This is a genomic window from Anabaena sp. CCY 9910 (assembly GCF_963920875.1).
Classification (GTDB): Bacteria; Cyanobacteriota; Cyanobacteriia; order Cyanobacteriales; family Nostocaceae; genus Trichormus; species Trichormus variabilis.
The window spans coordinates 1-22,291 of record NZ_CAWUDJ010000066.1 but is presented as its reverse complement, the minus strand read 5'-3'; the positions used below and the strand labels follow the sequence as shown (position 1 = coordinate 22,291).

Sequence of the window (22,291 nt, the reverse complement as noted above, 5' to 3'; positions counted from 1 at the left end):
TTACCCCTGCCATCACATACCCTAAATGCTACTTCTGTCTATATTTACCATCTGTTGCATTCTTTTTTCAAATTGGTATTAGTTTAGCGGGAGGGGAATTTCTGCCAACATAAGAATTGTCCTGATGGAGATCATTGTTTGTATTCATAACCGTCAGCTTTGTGTATGGTTTTCAGGTATTTAGGATGAACATCAAACTTTTTATCCAAAGTGTGTAGAACAAAGCTAGGACGAAACCTAATAGCAATTCTGCCTGTATATTTTCCAGCGAATTTACCAGTAGGGATACGAGCTTTAACAATATCACCAGTGGTAAAAGCTTGAAAGGATTTAGCTCTATGTGCATGAGCTTTAGGAAAGCCAAACTTATCTGGGCGACAGCGTTGACGAGTACCGTGACCTTTGGCATTAATCAACAAAGGTCTAATATTTTTGATAATCAGTTTTTCTGGTGTACTCGCTCCTACACACAAAGAATCAGCCCAGTGAGACTTATCAATTTCTCTGTTGACTCGATTCCACTTGGTTCGTCCACCACTACCAACTTCTACAGGTAAATTAGTTTGTTGTAATCTACGGTACAATTCACAACGAGTTGCATTGACCGCAGTAGCATCAACTAATGGTTTTTTAGCTTGAGCCAGGATACGATTTAACAAATCGGGCTTTTTTTTGAGAAACTTAGCAATTGGTTGATTGCTTTTGGCTTGATTACATTTTTGACAAGCTAATGTCAGATTGCTAACGCGATTAGTTCCACCACAGGATTTAGCAACAATATGTTCAATTTGTAGTGGTACATCTTTAACACCACAGTATGCACATTGATGTTGCCACTTGACTAAAAGGTACTGTTTAACTTCAAACCCAAATAACTCACCACGTTGATAATCTACACCTTGAATTTCTGGTTGTTCTAACTTCTGTAAGTCAAATTTAACTAACTCCTGAGAAATAGCAGTTATCGTACAAACACGGCGTAATCTATTCACCCAAGTCAAAATATTATCAATCCGAGATTGCAATGATGGTGGTAGCCAACCACTGGGGCGAGTTCTATTGAGAAATCGCACTTTGCGATAACGTGTTTTACGCGATCGCCTGGAACTTCTTAATTGCCTTCTTGATAGAAGTGCTTCTCTGATTTGAAACCCACGATGACTTATCTCACAAGCAAATACGCATCTGGCAGTATTTTCTTGCAATACGGTCACTCCTGTGGTGCGACTACCAGGGTCAATTTTGACTCGATGTGGATGTGTAACTGAATTTTCTAATTCTCTATCCTTGATAATAATCGTAAATGGATAGTGTTTGTATACCGCAGCGCGACTCTGTTTCAATAACTCCCTTGCCCTTGCTGGATGGCAGGGGTCAAGGGGTTGCTTGTTTTTATCCAATACGAAAACGTACATTACTGTTACCTCTTACCTTGCGGTAGTAAAGTTTGCCTCGCCCAGATATCATGGCTTGTTCGACTCAAAACACTGTTTGGTTCCCGTCCTTACTGTTTAATTTTGAGCGACAGTTGCCCAGAACTGGCGCGCATCCTGGGGTGTCATGACCGCGATATCGTTTACCCGAAGGTGGGCTGGTCAATGTAGGCTTGTTTCCAAGCCCCCGCTAGAATCTACAAAGATTTAGCGGCGGGTCATTGACTCTCGTTGGCTACCGTCACATACTGCTGGGAATATGGAACCAAAATTGTGGTTACTCATATTTTTCCTCAGACGAGCTTCGTTTAGCTTTGGCGTAGCCGTTAGAAGTTAATCCTACAGGGTGATTATGTTTACTCAGACTATTGAAATCCCGTTAGCAAAAGCTAAGATCCAAAAAGTCAATAAATTGAAATAAGTAATGCCCAGTAAAGAAATTCAAGTCAGAGAATACACAGTTAGAGCGCACCAACGCACAATTCACACCCGCACATTCAATTTCGTGTGTAAGCAATGCGAACAAATGACAAGCCGGGAAACATTTGGCCCACGACCTCTGTATTGTGAAACCTGCCGTCCTCCACAGGCTCCGAAGAAGTCTGCCGCCGCACCTCCACGGAAGGGCAAGCCGAGGGCTAAGGTTTATAAGAGCGATGTGGATTTTCAAAAATAGTTGGAGAGCGATCGCTCCAGTGCTAGGTAATGTGTCGCGGACGAGTGGCTTGTATACAACACTCTATTTGACATTCTCACCGCCCTAAAAGTGCGGTGATTCCTAAGACTCACGACTTAGGTTTCTGTTTCCTTCCCTTTCGGCTACGCTCAAGGCAAGCCTTACGGGTTTTTCGCAACTGCCCTTTAACACTATGGTTATTAGGTCTGACGTTCGCTCCACAGACTGCCACGGTGTGTCCCACCGCCAAAATGTTTTTAGCCGCGTTGATATCTCGGTCGTGGTGCGTTCCGCAGTTGGGACAGTTCCAGTCTCTGACATTCAACTAAATCCGCAAGGAGTTCCACACCGTAATCTTGATTGGGTGTCGGGAGGAATTGCGGGGTTGTTTTGTTGCGTGCTGCAACCATCTTTATTGCGTAGTAAGAACAGGGACGAGGACAGCGACAAAGCAACTAATCTTTTATGCCGTTACACATAGCTTTGTACTCCGTTTTATGAGTTGAACTTTTGTTAGACTAAATTGCCCAATTCTGCGCCAGTTGTGGTCATAAATAGATACATTTTTAGTTTTTGGAGTCTGGGTATAACCACCAATCCAACCAATATAAGATTTACCTGACTTGTCAGCTTTCACCAAGTCACCGGAACGAAATCCGAATGGGGTAATTGTTCCACCTTTACGCTTTCTATTGCCAGGGATATCTTTAACTGGGTTCTCAAAATAAAGTTGGCGACGAAATAAGTTTGGTCGAGAAATTATGCGAAAAGGTGCAGGCGTAACAGCAACTTCTCCCACCCAGCGATGACCCCGACTGCTAGTAGCGTGGAATTTTTCAAACCTCATGAAGTTGCTAGATGCTAACGCAATTCCGTCATGAGCGTGAGTTTCTGGTGTCTGTTTTGATTTATCTTTTTTGTCTTTGGATAACCCTAACTGCTGCCTAAGTATTGAAGTCTGCCACCCTTCTTGTGTATTGGTTGGTGCAATTTCAGACAACCATTGCAGCATCACTTTTTGACCGACCATTACCGGACTAAACCCCTTGTCTCCTTTGGCTTTGATGTATTCGTAGGTAATTTGAGTAACAGGAAATAGTTTTATTATTTCCTTAGTAACTCTTAGTTCCAACTCTTTGTTGGCTCGAATACTTGGAGGTAGCTTATTCTGTTTGCGGTTCTCGAATCGTTTTTGACGGTGCGCTCTTTTGCAGAACGCAACTTTACGATTTATCCGCCTACCTCGTCTAGCACGTCGTAGAATTAGTCTTCCCGACATCTTTTTTGTAACATCCGAAAATGGCAAAATTAAATGTGCCATGAACAAAGTAAACTTGGCAGATTGTACGCCAACACCCGTAAACTTCTTTCCTGGGTCTAATCCTAAAGCGATAGGTTGCTTATTATAGCCAGATGGTTCCATTAATAGCTGAATGCAAAAAATATTGAGGTCGTTGTGTACAATCTTGGCTTTACCCTCTTTTAGCCAACGTCTAGCACGACTGGCTTTTGTTGGCATGAGTGGTTTTCTGTCTTTATCTAATACTGGTACTCGCATGGAGATAATCCTTGAGTAAAGTAATAAGTCCCTTAGCCCAACTTATTTAGTATGTCCTTTCTACAAGCACTTACAACCAGTAAGTTTAGAGATAATCCGAGCTAGGGAAACACTCGGAAGTCTGTAACAAAATAAGTCTCTTGGGCTAGTCATCTCTTGCGTTGCAATCTGGTTCTTGCAAGCCTACACTGTACCTGTACTCAGGTCAGTGTAGGTAGTTGACTTGGGATGTGGATGACTTACGCGATGCTTTTAAATTAGCAGGGCTACAGGCAGATGTAATTGTTGAGCAAAATTCGACGGAAATGCACATCAGCAAACATTTTCTAGAGCGTTTATTTATAGCTAGTAATAATCGACCAAGTTATGCACAGCGTCTTGGACAAAATTTAACACTAGAGGAACTAGCAAAAGTTAAGGCAATATTTGCACAGTATCTGCTGAATCAGACAATTCTTTGGGAAAATACTGTGACTTTTATTAAAGCAAAAAAAAGTGAACACTACTATTAACTTGAGTTTGGACTAATTTGTGCATTTAGCAGCAATGAATAGAAGGCAAGAGAAAGTTACCCAACTTCTTTTAGAGGCGGAGTTAATTGAAATAGTTAAAAAAGAAGCAAAAACTAAGCAGCAGTTAGGTTAGCGTTCTTAAGTGATTCTTCGGTTTTAGGTTTTTTAGATGCGTGTTTTTTGACAGTGGGATAACGAGGACGTAGAGGTGGTTGATAGCCTTGGGCGCGACCTGGTGATTTACCACGAGTTTTAGGAGGTTGAGCCGGAGTGCCAATAGCGGCTAAAATTAATGGAAATGCTTGTGCCACACGCCCTGGAGACAGGGTAGCTTGATTTGACTGCCAAGGCAATGGAGAGTCGATACAGGCACCTCTAGCCAACCATAGTTGCCAAGTTAACAGGGGCATCAGGTCACTCCATCGCTCTGCTGCCTGAGTAGAACTAAGTTGAGGTTGTGTCCAATACAACCTCTGCTTCGCAAATCGATACCAATGCTCAAGGGCAAAACGGCGTAAGTATTTGTGCCAGAGATCCTCTAATGCAGGCATTGTCTGACCCAACCAAGCGAGCCATAAGGGTTGAAACTTACGATTACGTCCTATTGGTTGGATCACCTCGACGCGAATGATTTCCATTACCCGGTTTGGGGATTGAAGGAAATGAAACCCACTCCAACGCATTACTTTCACTCGACCAACTTTGGGGTCTTCAACTGTCAAAGTCTCATCGGCCTCTTGCCATGTTTGGGTGTCATTGAGCTTAAACTTGTGACCATGTTTACACGGTGCGCCTCGTCCTTTGTAAGTACCGGGTTTACCCCATACACATCGGTTAGAAGCTAAACGTAACAACAGGTCTGCCTCTATCTTCTGTGTGGCTTGGACAAATTTGGCATTGCCGTAGCCTCGGTCATAAACAGCAAGTGGTCTAGTGCCTAACTCACGGGTTACTTGTTGAAGTTGGAATGCGGCTTTACTCGTTGGCGTTTCAAAGCTGGTTATGCGTTCATGTTTCAACGGCAATGCCCAACTTCCATCTGCCTCTGGTATCCAGGCTAATGTACTGTAACTTTGTCCGATGCCTATGCTCCCACCTCTGTCCCCATGAAAAGTTCTTTCTTTTAGTGTCTTTGCTTCTGGTCTTGCCCAGAAGCTATGATCTCCTGCTAGAAATGGCTGTTCATCTGTCGCTACCTCCTGTACCAGTAGCTTCATCAGCTTCCTTTTTGGTGGACGACTATCATGTAGTGCTGCATAAATGCTCGACCATTGCCGTCGAAATATTGGGCTTTGTGACAAGCTTACAAATGATGGGATACTCGGACTTGTCAATACTGCATCCATCAATTCAAATACTGCATCTTTGGCCTTCCCCAAACTATCGTAGATAGCTTGGCGGAATTTTTCTAGTTGTGTCAGGATCATCACGTCAATGATTTATCGATTACTTTCATTGACTTTACGGCAGTCAGTGTTACTGCTGACTGCTTTTCTCCAGCCTTTTAATCCAAAGTCCAGTATTAAATTTTCGACATATTAGTATGTTAATCAATACCTTAGCCAATTTACGAGGGTAAGATGATGATGCTTTAACCATTAACTCCCATTTCTCGCTCGGCTGGGCAAAAACAATCAGCCATAAAAATTCCTTTAAGGTTTCCCACAAGGGTTTTTTAACGTATTGACAGCAGGATAAGGGTTTCAGATTCCAAACTACCTTTTTATCGAAACGCTTATGTATGCTTATTTTGTCCAGTTTTGACAGAAATTATCAAGGCTCTTATTTTGGCAAAGGTATTGTTAATACTATATATTTTTCTGCTGGCTACTCAATTCCTCTATCTCAACCAGTTTTTGTTGTAAAAGTATTTTAAGCTCCTCAAGCTGCTTACTACTTACATTTACTAATGACTCTTTAGAAATACTGCTGATTTTTTGAATAATAGATTTCACCTCTTTTGATTCAGATTCAGTTTTTGTTATATATTCAGCCTTAACTTTTTTAATAAGTTCGCGTGTTTCAGGTACTGTAAGATTTTCTGCTAAAACTTTTTGAGTAATTATAGTTCGCTCTTTTAAAGCCTTTTCTTCAGATGTATCTAAAGCTTTTGCTGATAATGTTGATAGTGCCAACGCGTGCGCCCCTTTCAGCCCTTTCTGACGAATCGCATTTTTTAAATCATCAGGTAAGGACAGCATAGGTATTAAATTAGATTTGACTGAAGCCGGATTTAAACCCAACTCCAACAATGATAAAAACAAATTTTGTTCTTCACCTATAATCCTCAGTGATTCTAATCCTTGTTTTTGCTCATCTACATCTAAACTTGTCAATTTTGCCAATTCTTTGATGTTACTGTCGCGTTCAATACGTTTGAGTACAGTTGCCAGTGCTGTAGTAATTTCCTCAGAACTTAATGCAGTTGCTTTAGTCACCTCTTGAATTACAGCTTCCGCCTTATCTAATGGGTTTAAGTCTTCAAATCCTAAAAACGTAATTAATGATGATTGTGTCAAATCCTTGGGCATAGGTACTACAACAGCCCGAATGGACTTCCATCCTAGTAGCTTTGCTCCCTCAGTACGCAGTTGACCGTCTAACAGGATATAACGACCATCTTCTTGAGCTACAAGAATTATTGGGGTAATCTGCCCATGTTTTTTCAGTAGTCTAGCTTTACCTTTGATAGACTCTAAAGTTATTGTTTGCCTGGGTTGATGAGGATTAGGGTCTATTAATTCAAGCTCAATCTCTACTTCTCCTGAACTACTTTTTAGTTTTTCCATTAGTAGTTGCAACTCAGTTTCCAGTTCTGGGGACTGCTTAACTCTGAGTTCATCTATTTCTGCTTGTAGTTGAGCGATTTTCTTTTCTTGGTCAGTTTTCTGAACTGCACCTTTAAATTTTGTACCTATTTGGGGCAAACCTCTCGCCATAAATACTCCTTACTTGTTTTTGATCAATTGAATCACATCATCAGCAATTTGTTTAAAGTCTTTACAGGCTGGATGTTTATTTCTGTATTTATGCAAAGGTAGCCCATGAGCGCTGGCATTCTTAAATTCATTAGAACTGCGAATTTTCGGATAAAGTTTTATATCTAGTTGTAGGGCAATTTCTGGCAGTTGTGAATGATACTGTCTGTGCATCGCTACTGTCTCATCATACATACTAGGTACAAAACCTAAAATCTGAGGTTTGGGAGCTAATTGTAATTCCTCAGACGAATTCATGCACCACTCTACCAATTCGGCCGAACCTGAAATTGCTTTCATCTCAAGTTGGATCGGTACTAAAATGTGAGTTGCAGCAGCTAAAGCATTGACGTTGAGCATTCCTAATGTAGCTGGGCAGTCTAAAATAACTAGATCATGCGGCAAACGATATTTTTGTAGCCTGTCTGCTAAAGTATATTCTCCTCGCTTACGAATTACTAACTCATTAGCAATTTCTGCCAAGAATGGATGTCCTTGACAAACCTCTATTCTAGGCTCATTCCAGGCTGAGGCTAAAATCCAATCACCTGTAAAATCCTTTGATAATACTTTAACCATCGTATTTTCAGCTTCTGCGGATTCTAATCCACAAAAAACATCAAGCGATCGCTGCGGATCTAAATCTAACAGCGCCACTTTGAATTTACGACGGCTTACTTCATAAGCTAAGTGTACTGATAAGGTACTTTTCCCCACGCCGCCTGCGTTTGCCAATACTGCTATTACTGTTTGTGACATTGAAACACCTCAGTATATAACTACTATTTCATTAACTTAAAATAAGTCTTTTAAGCTGTATCTCTTTATTTAAGGCAATTACTTACATTTGGTTTTATGTCGAATTTTAAAATTCGACAACATTTTTATAGCAGAGTAAGTTACTAACAGTAAAATCCAAGCTTTTTATAATTCCTTATCTTGCCAACAGATCCAGTATGCCTTGAGTAATTTAGTGAAGCTACAGGTAGAGAATTAGTAACACGTTTACCATGCTTTTAAAATTTTGAAAAGCAAATATTTTTGTTAGTATACACATGGGTACTAAATGTAGCCTAATACTATTTATAAATTTTTTAGTTCAATTTAGTACCTATATGGGGTATATTTAGGTGGCTTTTAGGCTATTAATACTGTTATTAAAGTTTGTATCGTATTTAACCTTCATGACAAGCATTCACGGTCTACAAAAGATTTTTCCAGCAGGTTTCGATAATGGTTACGGCAATCTCAAACTTTTAGTGGAAGGATTTGATGTCGTCCGCATCCCCAGCTACATTTCAACAGCCGACATGGAAGATGTACCAGGAAGAGTAGAGTTTGAAGGCAAGGCTTACACCGTTGGCGAATCAGCTTTCCGTGCTGGAACCCATTTTGAACGCAACACCGACAGCAATGAGAATAAGGTCAAAAATGCGCTGACCACTTTGCTGGGAGCATTAGCACATCTGCCACACCGCAAAGCATGGCACTTGAAGATGGTGGTCAGCTTACATGATGTTGGTTTAGCAGAAGACTTGAAACAAATACTCAATGGAGAATATCAACCCATCCTGGCGGGTAAAGCATCCGAGGTCAAAGTAGAAGTCCTAAAGGTGGTACCTGAAGGAATGGGAGCATTATTCGGACAGCCATTACCCAAAAAGTTAACTGTACTGGACTTTGGCAATGGTACAACTTTGTTTTCGCGTTACAACCAGGGCAAGCGAGAAGTACATACCCCATACCCAACAGGTGTTGAAGTTCTCATCGATGATATTGCCCAAAAGATGAAGCACCTTAACGGTGGCAAAGTCGGAGATCCGGCCAAGATCCGCTATTGCCTGGAAATGGGGCATACCCGCTACAGTCGTGATATCGACATTAAAGAGATTTACATCGCTTGCTTAAAAGATTGGTACGAGAAGTATTTAAAGAAAGCAGTGAACCTAGCACTTGATGCCAAGCACTCTGGAGACGAACTCTGGGCGATTGGTGGTGGTTGTCTGTTACCGGGATTTACAAAGTTGTTAGAAAAAAATGGATTCAAAGTTTTGGACAATCCGGTAGAAGCAAATGCCGTAGGGCTTCTAGAAATGGCAAAAACCATTGCCAGCAAGAACTAGTAAGTCCATGTGAGGTGAAAAATGAGAAAAGAACAAGACAATACACCAGAGAGAGTCCGCATTAGAGATAGCTATCGCAAACGTATATTTCTGGAATCGCAAAACCTGGATAAAAGTTACCTAGAGACGCTGTACTTTATTATTGATTGCTATTTTGCTTTCAAGAAAGGCGCATTTCCTATGCAATTAGGAGGGGTGCAAACACAAGTTTCCTCCCCTCTAACGCTCAACCAACATCAACCACAAGTGCAGCAGCCAGAACCACAGCCAGTTAACGTGACAGATCAAACACCAGAAAAAACTGATGAAGATACATTTACTCTGGATTTTGATTTGTGAGCGATGGTCAGGGTAGTGGGAGCCTACTCCCCAATCATTACTGGGGTTTAAGTTGCTGGATGATAAAAACCTGTTTCCTCATTGAATTCCCACCCCATGCTTGAACTATCCTTACCCTTGCACCAAGATACAAAAAGCGGTGGTGGCAATTTTGCTGTCTGTTCGCGCAGAGTTTCTACGTTAACACCAAGGCGCGAAGCCAAACCAACTTCTGTTAACGGCTTCATTCGGGGAGTAGAAGCTTGAGCATATGAGCTTCTACCATATGATTTACCGCGCTGCTTCGGTTGATTATTCAGATAGATTTGGATTTTTCTAATCGCATCAGCCAACTGTTCTATACGCAAAGTCATCGATTCAAATTTCTGCCCCAACTCATCCGGTTGGGGATGAGACTGTGTTTCGATGCTTCTCGACTTATTATTAATTTGAGCTTCAAGCTCGTCAAGTCGAGAGTAAATAGCTGATATTGTTTGGGCATCACCACTACTGAGATTGTCTGTTAAATTTTGGTGTAAGTATTCTGCAACAATCTCTTTTATCCTGGAGTCCAGCCCATTGTTATTCAAATCATGATCAGCAACTGCATCAAGGTTATCCAGGGAGCCGTCAAGGTACATTTCAATAAAACGAGTTAGTGTCGCTGTGGCTGTTGTTCCCTTAGACTGACAGCGAAGGATAAACCGCTCCCACATCCTCTGGTCGCAGTTAAAAGATGCTAGTTTCTTTCCTTTGCCGGTATTACTCATGTCTAGGTACGTAAGGACAAGCCCATTAAACTTCTTATGTCACTTACCTTGATGTTCACCTTGAGAATATCATTTCTGCGGGTCAAACTCCAGAACCATCCCCCCTCACCCAAATTTTTTCATTTTCATAAAACTCCCCACGCTGCTCTAGTGGAAACCCACCAAGCAGCAGCCCCAGCCACACCTCGGCCATCGGCATTTTCAATTTGCGTTGCAGTTTGGTCAGCGCAATCTCATCTTTGACTTGCACTAGATATTGAGCGATCGCCCTTTGCCACTTATCCACATCCTCATCACCTGCTAGTCGGTGGATATCCTCTACCGTCTGAATCTCCAGCATCGCCAATACATTCTCTTTCTCTACAGGTGCGGCGACTGAATCATCTCTAGTAATAGGAGGAGTAAACTGATGCGGCCCGTGTGGTCTAAAGCTCTGCGGTGGAGGTTCTTCGATTAAGTCATCCAAGTCAAGCTGCATGGTTGTTCTCACCAAACCAGCAAAGATATCTGTGCTGATTACCGGGCCATCAGTATCAGTCTGAGCGCGGATATCTTCTAATAACAACTGGGCGCGAGACTTAAGAATATCTGCAATTTGCGAGAAAGCGGTGGCGGCGGTTGCTAGTTGTGCCTCTACTGATAAAGTTTCTAACTCCGTATCTAAACACTCCCACACTGCCGCAAGTGAAGATGTCGGCGGCGCTTCGGATATCTCATCTAAAATATCCCAGATTGTTAGTTGACGATAGCTAGTCATGCTTCAGGGTGGAGGGGGCATGGACGGACTGGGCAGTGCATAGGGCTGACTTCAAACATCTCTTTATATTGGTAAAGCGTAACACCATACTCTTTAGCAAAAGCCTGCAATACCTTATCGGTATATGCCCGGATTTTCCCCGCAGTCAGTCCAAAGCAGTGAATCGGCTCCAGGCGGCAGACAGGCTTTTGCCCCAACCATAATTCCGCACCCAAGGCGTGCAAGGGTTTATCTCCTGGTTCTTTGTACAAGTACAACACAGCGAAATATATTTCTGGTGGTGCAACTGCGATCGCCTCAATTTGTGCGGAATCATCTTTAGTTCTGTTGCGGTAGAAGGAACGGCGATTGTGGCAGACTTTGGGATTCCAGCAGCCATCTCCTTCTATCCCATGCACCACTTTTGCTTTCGAGGTTGGTAATTTAGCACACAGTTGACACTTAGGATCAAGTGGCTTAGGCATAGGCTACTCTGTTTCTTCCCCTATCGCCCGATAGTAAGCAGCGATCGCCGCTTCTTGTTCACTACGCAAAGTATAGCGCCGGAACGCTTTCTCGCTTTGATGCCCAGTCAGTTTCCTCGCATGGCTGGGGTCAACACCCAATAGCAATAACTCCGTGGCGTAGGTATGGCGGAACTGGTGGGGATGCAAATCCTCAATGCCAGCTAACTCACCTATTTTTTCCACTGCGAAGTATATTCCGTGGTAACTCAAGCGATCACCTTTATATGACGCATGGTACGAAACCATCAACGGGGTGAGGCTATTTAATTCTTCTCCCTGTTCGCTGCGCGATCGCAAATATTCTTCTAAGACTTCGCGGCTTTCTTTTCGCAGTGGCACTAGCCGGGGTTCATTGGTTTTGGTATCGGGTAAGAACAACAGCTTGCCATCAAAGGAACCAACATTTAACTGTACAATTTCCCCAGCGCGGAGTCCGTGACTGAGAATGTGGACGAGTGTAGTATCCCGTTGCTTTGTTTCTCCCAGCAATTCTAAAGCTGACCAAACGCGCTCTATTTGTTCATCAGTTAGGGATTGGGCAGGTGGCAGTGGGACTTTTTCTAGCTTTATCCCTAGTGTGGGGTTCGTTGCAATTATGTCTGGATATGTATAACACATCCATTTAAAGAAGCTTTTGAGCGCAGCAACCCCCGCATTGATACTGCTTTTTGACAGGGATTTTCCTGCATCAGTTTTTACCTCGTCTCTAAGATATTCCTTGTATAACCCCAGGTGACGTGGGCGTAGTTCATGATAGTGTAGCTGTGTCCATTCTAAGAATCGCTTAAGTTCACGTTCGTACATTTTGCGGCTGTTTGGCGCAAGATTGGTGCTGCGTAAAAACTCCAGTACCTTTAGCCATCGTATGTCTGTGGGTACAGCTATTTTTGCTGATTTACTTCTAGATTTTTGAGCAACTAACGGTAATACTTTATCTTCCAGGGAAACAAGCTTTATGGGTGGTAAAGAATCTGCATTATAATTCATTTTCAAATCACTTTAACAAAGATTTTTAATAGTATTTATTACTATTTAATATTTATATTTCTTTTTTTCGTTATTATATTTTTTATCCAAAACTTAATTTTTTCATAATAAAATTACTTTTCTTTAAACAGCTAACCAAGGGTATGATTAGGGATATTTTTGCTGATTCATTAATACTTGCCGTTGTAGTAATCTATTAGCGAGATTAAACTGAAGTAACCTTGTTGTTGCTTGACCTACTTGGGATTTTCCCTCTATTTTTGCACCCTCAAAATAAAAATGTTCATCCCAAATTTGACGACGAGGATTATATAACGGCACTATTTCTCCTGTCATTGAGTCAATTGTCGCAAAATCAGAACCTTTATGACGATTGCACGTTAAACATGAAAGAGCTAAATTATCTTTTACAGTTTCGCCCCCATGTTTCACCGCAATAATATGATCCACTTCATGAGTATAAATTGAAAAATCTTGATGAATTAAACAATATTCACACCGCCCTGATGATCTACTGATTACCAGTTTGCGAAGTTCTGTGGAAATTGAAGCACTGCCCATGTTATTTATTTTTTATTTTTCCATAGCGCGGGCCTTGAGCAAAATCATTAGATGTTCTAATTGTTCATAGACATCTAATTGAGCTAGTTCCATTTGACTCAATGACCCAGCGCGGTTTTTCTCTAATAACTCCTGTAAATGTATTTGCGCTCTTGCTGAGACTTTAAAAGTAATAATTTCTTCTGGCGTTGGACGTTTAATCAAAAAATCCAATACTTCTTGATAAACTTCGGGAATCTCTACAGTCTGTGTATTTAGTTTAAGCTGCTTCTTGTTTTGCTCTCCATCTATATCCAACAATAACCAAAGTAATTCGGGTAAGCGACTTTGCAAAGGTTCTAAACGTTGTGCTAGTTCATCCGGTATTTGAATCGTTAATTGTGCCACGTCTCTAACCATGAAATTAGCTGTTTGCTCACATTATGCGCTAGATTACGTTGTAACACAAGCTTACAACACAAAATAAGATACCCTTATCTTTTATACGATAAAAACTACGATTAAAACATACGTTTTTTGACAACAGCGATTTTCGGACATTTATGTGACTGTAAGCATAAGTTTGCCGGAACGGCACGTTTATGGTTTCAAATGGACTTGCGACAGGAGAAAATTTTGGGGCTTTCAAAAGATAATCTTGTTATTTCCAGCTTTTTGGGGCGCGTCAGCTTTGAACTTTCGGCACGTTTATGCTTGATTTTTGAACTTTCGGCAATTTTATGGTTTCAAAGCGAAATATTAGGGCAGCGATCGCCTACGGCGGGCGCTTGCGCCATCGCTTAACGGTAAATTAAGCTTTTGAGCTTGCTTCCGGCAAGGTTATGGTTTCAAAAACGGCAAACTTTTGGTTACAGTGACAATTTAATGTCCGTTGCGACTTATGGATGGAATGTAGCTAAAGTCTTTACGGGAAATGTAGCGGATATGGCTTGGGCTTTTGACTATACTTTTATACCATTTCACAAAATATTTGATACAGATATAAACCCTGAAGCCTTTGCTGCATCTTAGTTTCCTAATTGCGAATTAGTATTAGCCCATACCTTATATTAATTGTTCACTATCATTAATATCTGTATTTTGGCTAATCCTTTACATAACGTATCAATCTGCACGTTCTACTTTGCTTGAGTTCGCATCTAGGTAATATTCATTGATCGTCTAGGTAAGTTACGACTGTAAATATGATGGCACTTTTTGGCTACGTTCTGGTGAGCGCGACAGAATTAGCATTTTATCGCTTGAAGGTTTGCTTTACTCAGCTTGATGTATAAATTAAGTTATTAAAATGCTTATTTATGGTAATATATAGGTATTGTCTAGGTAAACAAACTTATTTTTAAATAAGGGTTTAACTCTATTTTACCTAGATATACTTTTAGTTTAAAGTATTGTATATTCTCATACTAAATTAGTTAACTAAATTTTGTGTCTAGGTAATATATAGGTAACATCTAGGTAAAATAAAACTATAGGCATTTAAGCCGAATTTAAAGATTTATTTGTCAGTTTTAAAGAATTACTGTCAAGAGTGGGAAATTAAAAGTCTTGCATCTATGTACGGGTGGCAAGAAGTTGAGGAAGCTTCAGTAGTTAGTAGTTAGTAGCTAGTAATATAAAAATAGTTGCTTCTCCTAACCAGTTAATGCAAGTTCAGACAGTTGAAAACTGTGATGATGCTGCTATTTATTTTCCTCTGATGAATGGCAGATATGAAGTTAAGCCAGGTATGCTACCTTTTGGTTCGGATTTGGGCAATAGTCGGGCTGATAAACAGGTATTTCAGATTGATAATAATTATCATAATTACAGGGAAACCAAACTTTTAGCCCGTAGGGAAAGGTTGGGCAAGTATTACCAGACTTGTAAGTATTCCAAGGCTGTAGCAGGAGCGATCGCTCGTTTAATAATTCAGCGTCTTGTACAAGAACACCCACAACATTTTGAGTGGCAACAAACAGCTAATACTAGGAAATTGCACAGTTATCTAACTCAAGAAACTTTATACCTCAATTCAGATTGGGAGTTACTACAGGTTTCAACTCCAAATAGTTCTGTATTCCCTAATTACGCGTCAACCTTTGACGCTTTAGCTACACAAATACAAGAAGACCTAACAGTAATTTGTCGTCGTGCTGATGGTAGCAATTGGCTGAGTGCAGTGCATTTGTGTTATCCGAACCATTGGTCAGCCGAGGAGAAGATAGGCAGAGATTTTGCGGCAATTCATGCACCTGTGGCTGGGATGGAAAAAATTAATCGTCGAAGTGATGCGATCATCAATACAATGATTACCAGAAAACCTACAGTGCGCTTTGCTTGGGGTCTGAGTACGGATACTTGCCTTAACCATCATCCCGAACCCCCACCTCATATATCACCTAATCAGTGGCAAGGTAGAGCATTTGATTTACAATCACCTAAACTTTATCTACGAATTGAGCGTCAAGTTATTTGGGGTTTACCAGAATGGGAAACTGCACTATTTACCATTCGCACTTACTTTCGTGATTGTAGTTTAATTAAGCAAGACTCAGTGTTATGCTCTAAGCTGTATAATGCACTCGAATCTATGACAGTAGAGTCTCTTGTATACAAAGGTTTGATAGAGAGTAGGGATAGTATTTTGCAGTGGCTAATCAGTAATTCGTAATTTGTAATTCGTAATTACAGAATATTAGTTAAACTAAGCGATTCCCTCACGAGAACCGCTCGTCTTCAGAACCGGACATGAAACTTTCGCTTCATCCGGTGTCCATTAAAGATTTATTTGTCAATTTTCAGCAATTAATGTCTGGCAGTGTCAGAGGCTAAAAGACTTATATATCAAAGGGACTACGCTTTTTGCTCCTCTTATATTCTTTGAAGGCTTTTAAATAATTAAATGCCTTTTCTCTAAAAACTGACTCCTCAAAATTTAAACAATTAAATGCCTTTTCATACTCCCGTTCCAATGGACTACTCCGGGCGTGAGCGTTACTTCATGGAGTGATCGCCTGGGCGCGGGGCGTAATCCATCGCTGACCGAAGAGGCGGAGGGGCAGGGAGCGTGGAGCAGGGGGAGTAATCCCTGCCCAGTAGCCGTGAAGCGGAGCGGAACAGGGGTACAAGCCCCGTCCTTCTAGGACGCTTATACGGGGAGGAGTCCAAGCTCCGTCCCGGTCTTCCCCCTTGCCCCCTGCCCCTTTTCCTCTTCTTGACTATCAGCCTACCCCAATGTTATTACGGCCTTTCATGATTTAGCACCACTCGTGAGGGTCGATAATAAGAAGTGTATCTATCAGTAAAAGTGGCACTAATTCTTTAAAACTGAAATATACGAGGCTAAAGTATTAGTCTAATTGCATAGAGCTTGAAAAATCGAGTGTCTGGGCATTAATTATTTAAAACTGACAAATAATTCCTTAATGGACAGTATGACTTGCGTGAAACGCCACCAATCACCAAACCATAGACAAAGCTAATTAAGGGTTGAAGAAACCCAATAATACTTAACCTGATGGCAATAAATTCGCCGATTATGGCAGACTTTCAAGCTGGTTGAATCGATAAAACCGATACCCGTACATTGTCCAAAGCAATGCTTCAGATAGACGCATAACGGTATCAAGGTCGATGGTATCCATTCTATAATTGTGGGCAATATTTTCTAGAGTGCGAAACGACAGGTCGGCGCTTCTCTGTGAGACGCTCCGCGAACGTGATCGCCTAGCAGTAATTGCAAAGCAATTCTTTACTGAGCGCATTGAGAAGGAGTTTTCTCCCAAGCACATACATGGCTGAAAAGGTTTGATCAAACTTTTCAGCTATCAGTTACGACAAGATGGAAGTTGTTGCAACTCCTGGGGATGGTTCTGGAAATAGTCGCCCAGCCAATTGCAACCTTGGGTGAGGAGGTCGTCAAGATTCAGGTTCCAAGAATAGAGCATTGACCCACTACTAGAAATCAAGCGGTTGCCATCTGGGGTAAAATTGAGGAATGAATTAAATGCACCACCCATAGGGATGCGAGTAATAGGTGTGCCGTCGGCTTGCCAAATATGGATTGTGCTATCAATAGTCTTGGCAATCAACGATTGCCCGTCTGGGCTAAATTGAAAGCGACCAATTTGATTGGTTTCAAGTGTGCGAATGAGTGTACCATCAGAACGCCAAAGTTTGATAGTTTGATCAATTCCCACCGTCGCCAACTGTTGTCCGTCGTTACGGTGAGCGATATCAATAATCGCTGCGCCATGATTGAGGGTTTGGATGAGATTACCCTCAGCCGACCAGACTACCAGTTTACCAAAGCGATCGCCAACCATAAACTGTCCACTGGGAGAAAATCCCATTGCAGTGATTTCATTTGGTTGTCCTGATAGGGTTTTGAGCAATTTTCCGTCTCTTCTCCATAGGTGCAGGGTGGGTATGGGGTTATTGGCGGAAGTTACTGTGATATAGGTTTGATTGTTGGGGCTAAAGTAAAGCGAATCGGCATCTTTGATAGTCTTTAAAAATTTACCTTCCCTACTCCAAATTTGGATTTTATCAGGTTGATTACCAGAAATTGCCAACTCTTTGCCATCAGGACTAAATTCGATTCCTGGTTTATAATGAGCCGCATTCATTTCTTGAATTAGATCCCCATTTGCCAACCTGAATTGTATTTTTTGCTGACGAATTGATAACAAAACTAAACGCGAACCATCGGGACTAAATTTAATCACACTTTCCGGGAGATTAGTTTGTATTGTTCTGAGTTCGCTGCCATCTGCCTTATATAATGTCATTTCTCCATTGAATTTTGTGGCAGCAATTGTCTGTCCATCAGGACTCAGAGTGGCATCCATAATTCTATTTTGAGCATCAGATTTTGCCCCAGCAATTTTTAGTTTTTCACCCGGTAGTTGTATGCGGTTGATGCGTTGTTGATTTCCCACAACCACACGAGGAGTTTGTATTGGTGGTGTTAATGTAGTGGAGATTTTTTGAGGATGGATTTTCCAGAGTTTCAGCATTCCATCTGGGTGACTCGTGGCGATGACAGAACCATCAAAGCTAGAACTAAAACCAGAAACCAGCAATTTATGAGTTTTGATTTCTGCTTGTAAAGTTCCGTCTGGATGCCACAATTTGAGGGTGTTGAGATTGGCAGAAAAGTAAGCACCATCTTTTGTGTGGAAACTGTGCCAAAGGCGATCGCCTAAATTATGGGTGATGTTAGGATAGATTTTGATCAACGTACCAGTTTTAATGTCTCTAACTTCCGGTTTTCCTTGGGCATTGATAAACACAATTGCATCACCTTCTAAACTAATAGTAAGGTCAATACCCTGTTGAGGTGGAGCAATCTGCCTGGTGTGGAGTAATTTCCATTGCAAATTCAAGACTGCAACTTTGCCAAAGGCGTTGACTACCACAATATTGTTGTCATTTGTGAATTGGACATCACTAAGAGTTTCTTGATCGAGTTTTAGCTTATTGACAAGAGTACCTGTTTTCAGATGCCAAACATGAATTTCATAGTCGGAGTCAGCAGAGACAATATACTGACCATCGGGACTAAAACTCAGAGAAGAAATGGAAATTGGGAAGCCCTGGAGAGTTTTAGTTTTGTGAGTTTTAATGGTCTGAATTTTCTTTCCCTGTAGTGTCCAAAGAGTTATCGCCCCGTCTTCTCCTCCAGTTGCTAGTTTTTGTCCATCACGGCTAAAGGCGATCGCTACCGCCGGGCTTTCTAAATGCCAACGATTTTGCTCATTAATCGTGGACAGAACAGCTTGTAGGGCAAATAAAGGCGTGTGGGTGGGTAAATGTTTAAAAAAATGCTGTTTGGTCAATTGCTTGAGCTTTTGCGCTGATTTCATCGCCCCTAGCAAATCCTTCAGTTGGTTACCATCTGCACGCACTTGCAAAATTCGACTTCCTTCTCGTTCTAAATTTAAGATATCTGCATTGGTTCTGAGTTGCTGTTCTGATTGCTGGAAGTAAAAAAACGTGCCGATGGTGCTAATTACAGCCGCAGAAAGCGCGATCGCCCCAATTTGCAATCGTTTTTTGGTTTGATGTTGCACGGTTTTTAATCGCCCAATTGCTTGAGTTTCTTGTTGTATTGCTGTTTGGGTTTTGGATTGGGCGATCGCTAATTCTTGGGCTTGGCTAGCAGATAAAAATTGATAATCACTATGACTTAAACTCAATCCTTTTGCCCAAACCAACGCCCACTGCAAGGCTTCATTTTGCAGCAAATATTGAGCATCTTGAGCAATTTCCCAAGCGGCGAGTTCTGCACCATAGGGACGGATAGCACGCAAAGCTTGTTCTGTCCAGGTATAATCAAACACGGTGGCGTAGATGCGGTTATAGATACTCAATTTACCTTGACGTTTGACAACCAAACCAGAAAGACACAACTGCATCAACTCCCAGCTATCTTCAGCCGAAAGTTCCCCTTGATTGAGCAATTGCTGATAGAGTCCTAATGACCAACAAGCCAAAGATTTATTGTGGAGAATGCGATCGCGGATTGTTTGAAAATGCTGCTGTCTATCATTTGCTAACCAATGTTCAATCATTTGCGATCGCACAATCGCTTCTACTGCTGAATTTTCCCATCCCGATGCAATAAAAGTATTTGATGTATTAATTAGTTGACATAACCATTGAGTTAAAAATGGTTGTCCACCAGTCCAACTCAAAATTTCTGCCATCACTTTGGTAGGATTTGCTACCACTTCGTTTAAGCCTTGTTCCAGGGGTTTAGCTTCAGACAATTGAAAACCTGTAAGTTCGATGGCGCGACTATCTACATTTAGTGGTGTAAATTTATTATCTGCGATTAAATCAGTGGGTGTAGCCACACCAAATAGGGCAAAGGTTAACCTTTGAAATTGGGGTTTATCAGCGCGTTTGTTGTAGCAGGATCTCACAAAAGCAAAAAAATCATCCTTAAATTCTAGATTGAGAATACTGTCAATTTCATCTACAAAAACGATAATTTGCTGAGAGATATTTGCTAGTAAAACTTCTTCCACAAATTTACTCAGCCGTAAAAATGGATGTAGCAAAGTATTTTGAGACCACCAAGATTCTAAATCAATTTCAATATTGAGTTCATTAGCAAAATGGCTGACAAATCCCCCATAAAATTCATCTGCACTCACTTGATAAACGCAGAGTTCGCGCATTTCAAAAGCCACACAAACAAATCCTTCTGACTGTAAGCGCGACATTGTACGCACTCGTAAACTCGATTTACCCATCTGTCTAGAGTTGAGAACATAGCAAAATATTCCTGCTTTTAATCCTGTATATAAATCACTATCGGCTGGACGATGAACGTAAATTTCAGTACCTTCTCGTAAACTACCACCGACTTGATAATGGTTGTAATTGTTCATGTTTGAATTCCCAAACGTTCACGAAAATATTGACGGTAAAGTTCGTAGCGTATAGATACTTGGTGTTGCTGTAGCTGGATTAATCCCAAGTCATAGAGTTTCACCACATCATCGAGATGGAAGTGTGGTTGAATGGAAATAGCAGCATCAGCTGAGGCGATCGCTTTTAATGGTGCAAGTAAATGAGAATGAGTTTGTAGCTTATGCCATTGCCTTTCTAGATGGCTGCGGTAGATACTATTGGGAGTTGCTGCGGTATTGAGCAATTGTTCAAGGGCAGTTGGGTTTTGAGCCAGAAATTGTAAAGTCAAGGTGATAAGGTAAGGATGTCCGCCAACAATTGCAGTTAATTTTTTTATCTCTTGCTGACTCCAGTGTAATTGATACTGATTTAGTAAAGTGAGGATTTCTGTGTAATTTAGTTCTGTCAACTGAATTTCTGTACCTGCGTTAAATGGTGATTGGTTGATGTCAATTTGGGTGTAAACTTCAGTGTGTAGAACTATCAGACGTAACTGAGTCCAAAGCAATTTTGTTTTAGCATCTTCATGCCAAGTTCTCAGCATTCCCAGAAATTCACCGGCAATTAATTGATGCGTAAATAGGCGATCCACTTCATCTAAGGCAATGACTAAAGGGATATCATCAGTTAAGAGATATTTTTGCAAATAAGTTCTACATTTGATTTTGCTATTGCCTAAACTTTTGCACCAATGAGTTTCTATATCCACCGTTAAATTGAGCGTATATGTGACACTAGCAATAAACCACTGTAAGAAACTATCTAAACTGCCAAAATCATCAACAACCGCATCCCGCAAATTGATAGCGATCGCCCGATATCCTTGTTGTTGAGCATACTTGAGAACTTGCGCCATGAGTGTGGTTTTACCAAACTGAATTGGTGCTTTAATACGGAGTAATGCCCCTGGTTTATCAATCTCTGCACAACAAAATTCCCAGTGAGATGGTTGCTTAATTCCCTGGTAAGATTGTGGCTGATGGGTTTGCCATCGTCGCTGAAGGGCTTGGCGAAAATTGGTTTTTTTTACCTCTTCTTGGAGTGCTTCTGAAAGCAATTGCCACAACCGCCCGCCAATTTCGCTAACATACTTCACGGTAAGATAAGACTCAGCCGCGATCGCTTCATAGGTTTTACCTTCCCATGCACCCTGCAAAACTTGGATTTCAACATCGCTCAGATGCTTTTGCGTAGTCTGTAGCATCAACTGATCGACGAGTTGTTGAGCAGCATTCCATTGAAATCCAGCGTCTAAGCTCATAACCCTAAATTAGAAAGCGATGTTTATCTTCTAACATAGGATTTCTCAATAATTCCCCCTAATACCCAAAGAACCAGAACAAACCGTTATTACTTAATGATGGGGAATAGTTAGCAGGATTTTTCCGGAAAAAACCGGAATTTATCGCCTGAAATAACCGGATTTATTCCGGCTGACAATGAGAGTAAGTGTCAAGCATCATACAAATATGACCGAACAAGGCAAAAGTAAAAAGTTACAGCGATTTTCAGGTAAATGAACCAATTTTTTTATCTCACGCATAGACGCGGTAGCGGCTTCCCGCAGGGTAGGCGCAAAGGCGCAAAGGTACAAAGAAATACACAGAAAAATGGTCACAAGGAAAATTGTAGCGACTGTCTTAAAAGTCAAGCGATCGGGAGCAAAAAAAAGAAGCAGAGGAAGTAAAGAAAAAAGAAACAAGAGAAA

Annotated in this window: 22 protein-coding genes and 1 pseudogene; 7 read left to right on the top strand and 16 right to left on the bottom strand. The window is 41.2% G+C overall.

From position 1 onward, the window contains the following. Nucleotides 1-131: 131 nt before the first annotated feature. On the bottom strand, nt 132-1,415 hold the full coding sequence (iscB, locus tag ACM5QX_RS27600) for an RNA-guided endonuclease IscB (RefSeq protein ID WP_414756426.1): 1,284 nt from the start codon (nt 1,413-1,415) through the stop codon (nt 132-134). A 442-nt stretch (nt 1,416-1,857) separates the two neighbouring features. Between iscB and ACM5QX_RS27595 the strand changes: the two genes are divergently transcribed. Beyond that, nucleotides 1,858-2,109: a hypothetical protein gene (locus tag ACM5QX_RS27595; RefSeq protein WP_414756425.1), complete on the top strand. Its 252-nt coding sequence runs from the start codon at nt 1,858-1,860 to the stop codon at nt 2,107-2,109. A 109-nt stretch (nt 2,110-2,218) separates the two neighbouring features. Here the strand turns inward: ACM5QX_RS27595 and ACM5QX_RS27590 are convergent, their stop codons facing one another. Together ACM5QX_RS27590 and ACM5QX_RS27585 are read right to left on the bottom strand one after the other, a co-directional pair. Next, on the bottom strand, nt 2,219-2,434 hold the full coding sequence (locus ACM5QX_RS27590; protein WP_414756424.1) for a zinc ribbon domain-containing protein: 216 nt from the start codon (nt 2,432-2,434) through the stop codon (nt 2,219-2,221). Nucleotides 2,435-2,572: 138 nt separating this feature from the next. Next, a complete protein-coding gene (locus ACM5QX_RS27585; RefSeq protein ID WP_414756423.1) occupies nt 2,573-3,667 on the bottom strand; it encodes an RRXRR domain-containing protein in 1,095 nt (364 codons plus the stop codon). A 230-nt stretch (nt 3,668-3,897) separates the two neighbouring features. Between ACM5QX_RS27585 and ACM5QX_RS27580 the strand changes: the two genes are divergently transcribed. After that, nucleotides 3,898-4,179, top strand: a complete 282-nt coding sequence (locus ACM5QX_RS27580; protein ID WP_414756422.1) for a hypothetical protein — start codon at nt 3,898-3,900, stop codon at nt 4,177-4,179. 113 nt (nt 4,180-4,292) lie between these two features. On the opposite strand, the gene ACM5QX_RS27575 is transcribed toward ACM5QX_RS27580, so the two are convergent. The 3 genes from ACM5QX_RS27575 to ACM5QX_RS27565 all read right to left on the bottom strand — a co-directional run bounded on the left by ACM5QX_RS27575 (nt 4,293) and on the right by ACM5QX_RS27565 (nt 7,916). After that, entirely contained in the window at nt 4,293-5,606 is a 1,314-nt protein-coding gene (locus ACM5QX_RS27575; RefSeq protein WP_414756421.1) for an NF041680 family putative transposase, read from the bottom strand. Nucleotides 5,607-5,987: 381 nt separating this feature from the next. Next, nucleotides 5,988-6,968, bottom strand: a complete 981-nt coding sequence (locus ACM5QX_RS27570; RefSeq protein WP_414756420.1) for a ParB/RepB/Spo0J family partition protein — start codon at nt 6,966-6,968, stop codon at nt 5,988-5,990. Between the two features lie 159 nt (nt 6,969-7,127). Beyond that, nucleotides 7,128-7,916 (bottom strand): ParA family protein, encoded by a 789-nt coding sequence (locus ACM5QX_RS27565; RefSeq protein WP_414756419.1) that lies wholly within the window; start codon nt 7,914-7,916, stop codon nt 7,128-7,130. A gap of 425 nt (nt 7,917-8,341) precedes the next feature. Between ACM5QX_RS27565 and ACM5QX_RS27560 the strand changes: the two genes are divergently transcribed. Both ACM5QX_RS27560 and ACM5QX_RS27555 read left to right on the top strand, forming a co-directional pair. Next, a complete protein-coding gene (locus tag ACM5QX_RS27560) occupies nt 8,342-9,280 on the top strand; it encodes a ParM/StbA family protein (protein ID WP_414756418.1) in 939 nt (312 codons plus the stop codon). A 21-nt stretch (nt 9,281-9,301) separates the two neighbouring features. Continuing rightward, nucleotides 9,302-9,619 carry a hypothetical protein gene (locus tag ACM5QX_RS27555; RefSeq protein WP_414756417.1) on the top strand — a complete coding sequence of 106 codons (318 nt, stop codon included), beginning with the start codon at nt 9,302-9,304 and terminating at the stop codon, nt 9,617-9,619. 47 nt (nt 9,620-9,666) lie between these two features. On the opposite strand, the gene ACM5QX_RS27550 is transcribed toward ACM5QX_RS27555, so the two are convergent. The 6 genes from ACM5QX_RS27550 to ACM5QX_RS27525 form a co-directional block, all read right to left on the bottom strand. Next, on the bottom strand, nt 9,667-10,368 hold the full coding sequence (locus ACM5QX_RS27550; RefSeq protein WP_414756416.1) for a hypothetical protein: 702 nt from the start codon (nt 10,366-10,368) through the stop codon (nt 9,667-9,669). Nucleotides 10,369-10,450: 82 nt separating this feature from the next. Next, nucleotides 10,451-11,125, bottom strand: a complete 675-nt coding sequence (locus ACM5QX_RS27545) for a hypothetical protein (protein ID WP_414756415.1) — start codon at nt 11,123-11,125, stop codon at nt 10,451-10,453. Continuing rightward, nucleotides 11,122-11,589, bottom strand: coding sequence for a hypothetical protein (locus tag ACM5QX_RS27540; RefSeq protein WP_414756414.1), 468 nt, complete (start codon nt 11,587-11,589; stop codon nt 11,122-11,124). The genes ACM5QX_RS27545 and ACM5QX_RS27540 overlap by 4 nt, the downstream gene beginning before the upstream one ends. Nucleotides 11,590-11,592: 3 nt before the next feature. Next, on the bottom strand, nt 11,593-12,618 hold the full coding sequence (locus ACM5QX_RS27535) for a tyrosine-type recombinase/integrase (protein WP_414756413.1): 1,026 nt from the start codon (nt 12,616-12,618) through the stop codon (nt 11,593-11,595). Between the two features lie 147 nt (nt 12,619-12,765). Then, nucleotides 12,766-13,179, bottom strand: a complete 414-nt coding sequence (locus ACM5QX_RS27530; protein ID WP_414756412.1) for an HNH endonuclease — start codon at nt 13,177-13,179, stop codon at nt 12,766-12,768. 12 nt (nt 13,180-13,191) lie between these two features. Then, the gene (locus ACM5QX_RS27525) at nt 13,192-13,578 is read right to left on the bottom strand and encodes a hypothetical protein (protein ID WP_414756411.1); all 387 of its coding nucleotides are present in this window, start codon (nt 13,576-13,578) and stop codon (nt 13,192-13,194) included. Between the two features lie 117 nt (nt 13,579-13,695). Between ACM5QX_RS27525 and ACM5QX_RS27520 the strand changes: the two genes are divergently transcribed. The 3 genes from ACM5QX_RS27520 to ACM5QX_RS27510 all read left to right on the top strand — a co-directional run bounded on the left by ACM5QX_RS27520 (nt 13,696) and on the right by ACM5QX_RS27510 (nt 15,832). After that, nucleotides 13,696-13,962 (top strand): hypothetical protein, encoded by a 267-nt coding sequence (locus tag ACM5QX_RS27520; protein ID WP_414756410.1) that lies wholly within the window; start codon nt 13,696-13,698, stop codon nt 13,960-13,962. A gap of 15 nt (nt 13,963-13,977) precedes the next feature. After that, complete coding sequence (locus ACM5QX_RS27515; RefSeq protein ID WP_414756409.1) at nt 13,978-14,190, top strand: hypothetical protein; 213 nt, start codon at nt 13,978-13,980, stop codon at nt 14,188-14,190. A 634-nt stretch (nt 14,191-14,824) separates the two neighbouring features. Continuing rightward, complete coding sequence (locus tag ACM5QX_RS27510) at nt 14,825-15,832, top strand: heme-dependent oxidative N-demethylase family protein (protein WP_414756408.1); 1,008 nt, start codon at nt 14,825-14,827, stop codon at nt 15,830-15,832. A gap of 840 nt (nt 15,833-16,672) precedes the next feature. Here ACM5QX_RS27510 and ACM5QX_RS27505 read toward each other — a convergent pair. From ACM5QX_RS27505 to ACM5QX_RS27490, 4 genes and pseudogenes are all read right to left on the bottom strand, one after another. After that, nucleotides 16,673-16,810: pseudogene (locus tag ACM5QX_RS27505) on the bottom strand (transposase); the annotation flags it as partial. Between the two features lie 178 nt (nt 16,811-16,988). Next, entirely contained in the window at nt 16,989-20,561 is a 3,573-nt protein-coding gene (locus ACM5QX_RS27500; protein ID WP_414756407.1) for an AAA-like domain-containing protein, read from the bottom strand. After that, nucleotides 20,558-21,844 carry an AAA-like domain-containing protein gene (locus tag ACM5QX_RS27495; protein WP_414756406.1) on the bottom strand — a complete coding sequence of 429 codons (1,287 nt, stop codon included), beginning with the start codon at nt 21,842-21,844 and terminating at the stop codon, nt 20,558-20,560. Before ACM5QX_RS27495 ends, ACM5QX_RS27500 begins: the two co-directional genes overlap by 4 nt. 198 nt (nt 21,845-22,042) lie before the next feature. Continuing rightward, a partial coding sequence (locus tag ACM5QX_RS27490) for a hypothetical protein (RefSeq protein ID WP_414756405.1) occupies nt 22,043-22,291 on the bottom strand: 249 nt, incomplete at its 5' end.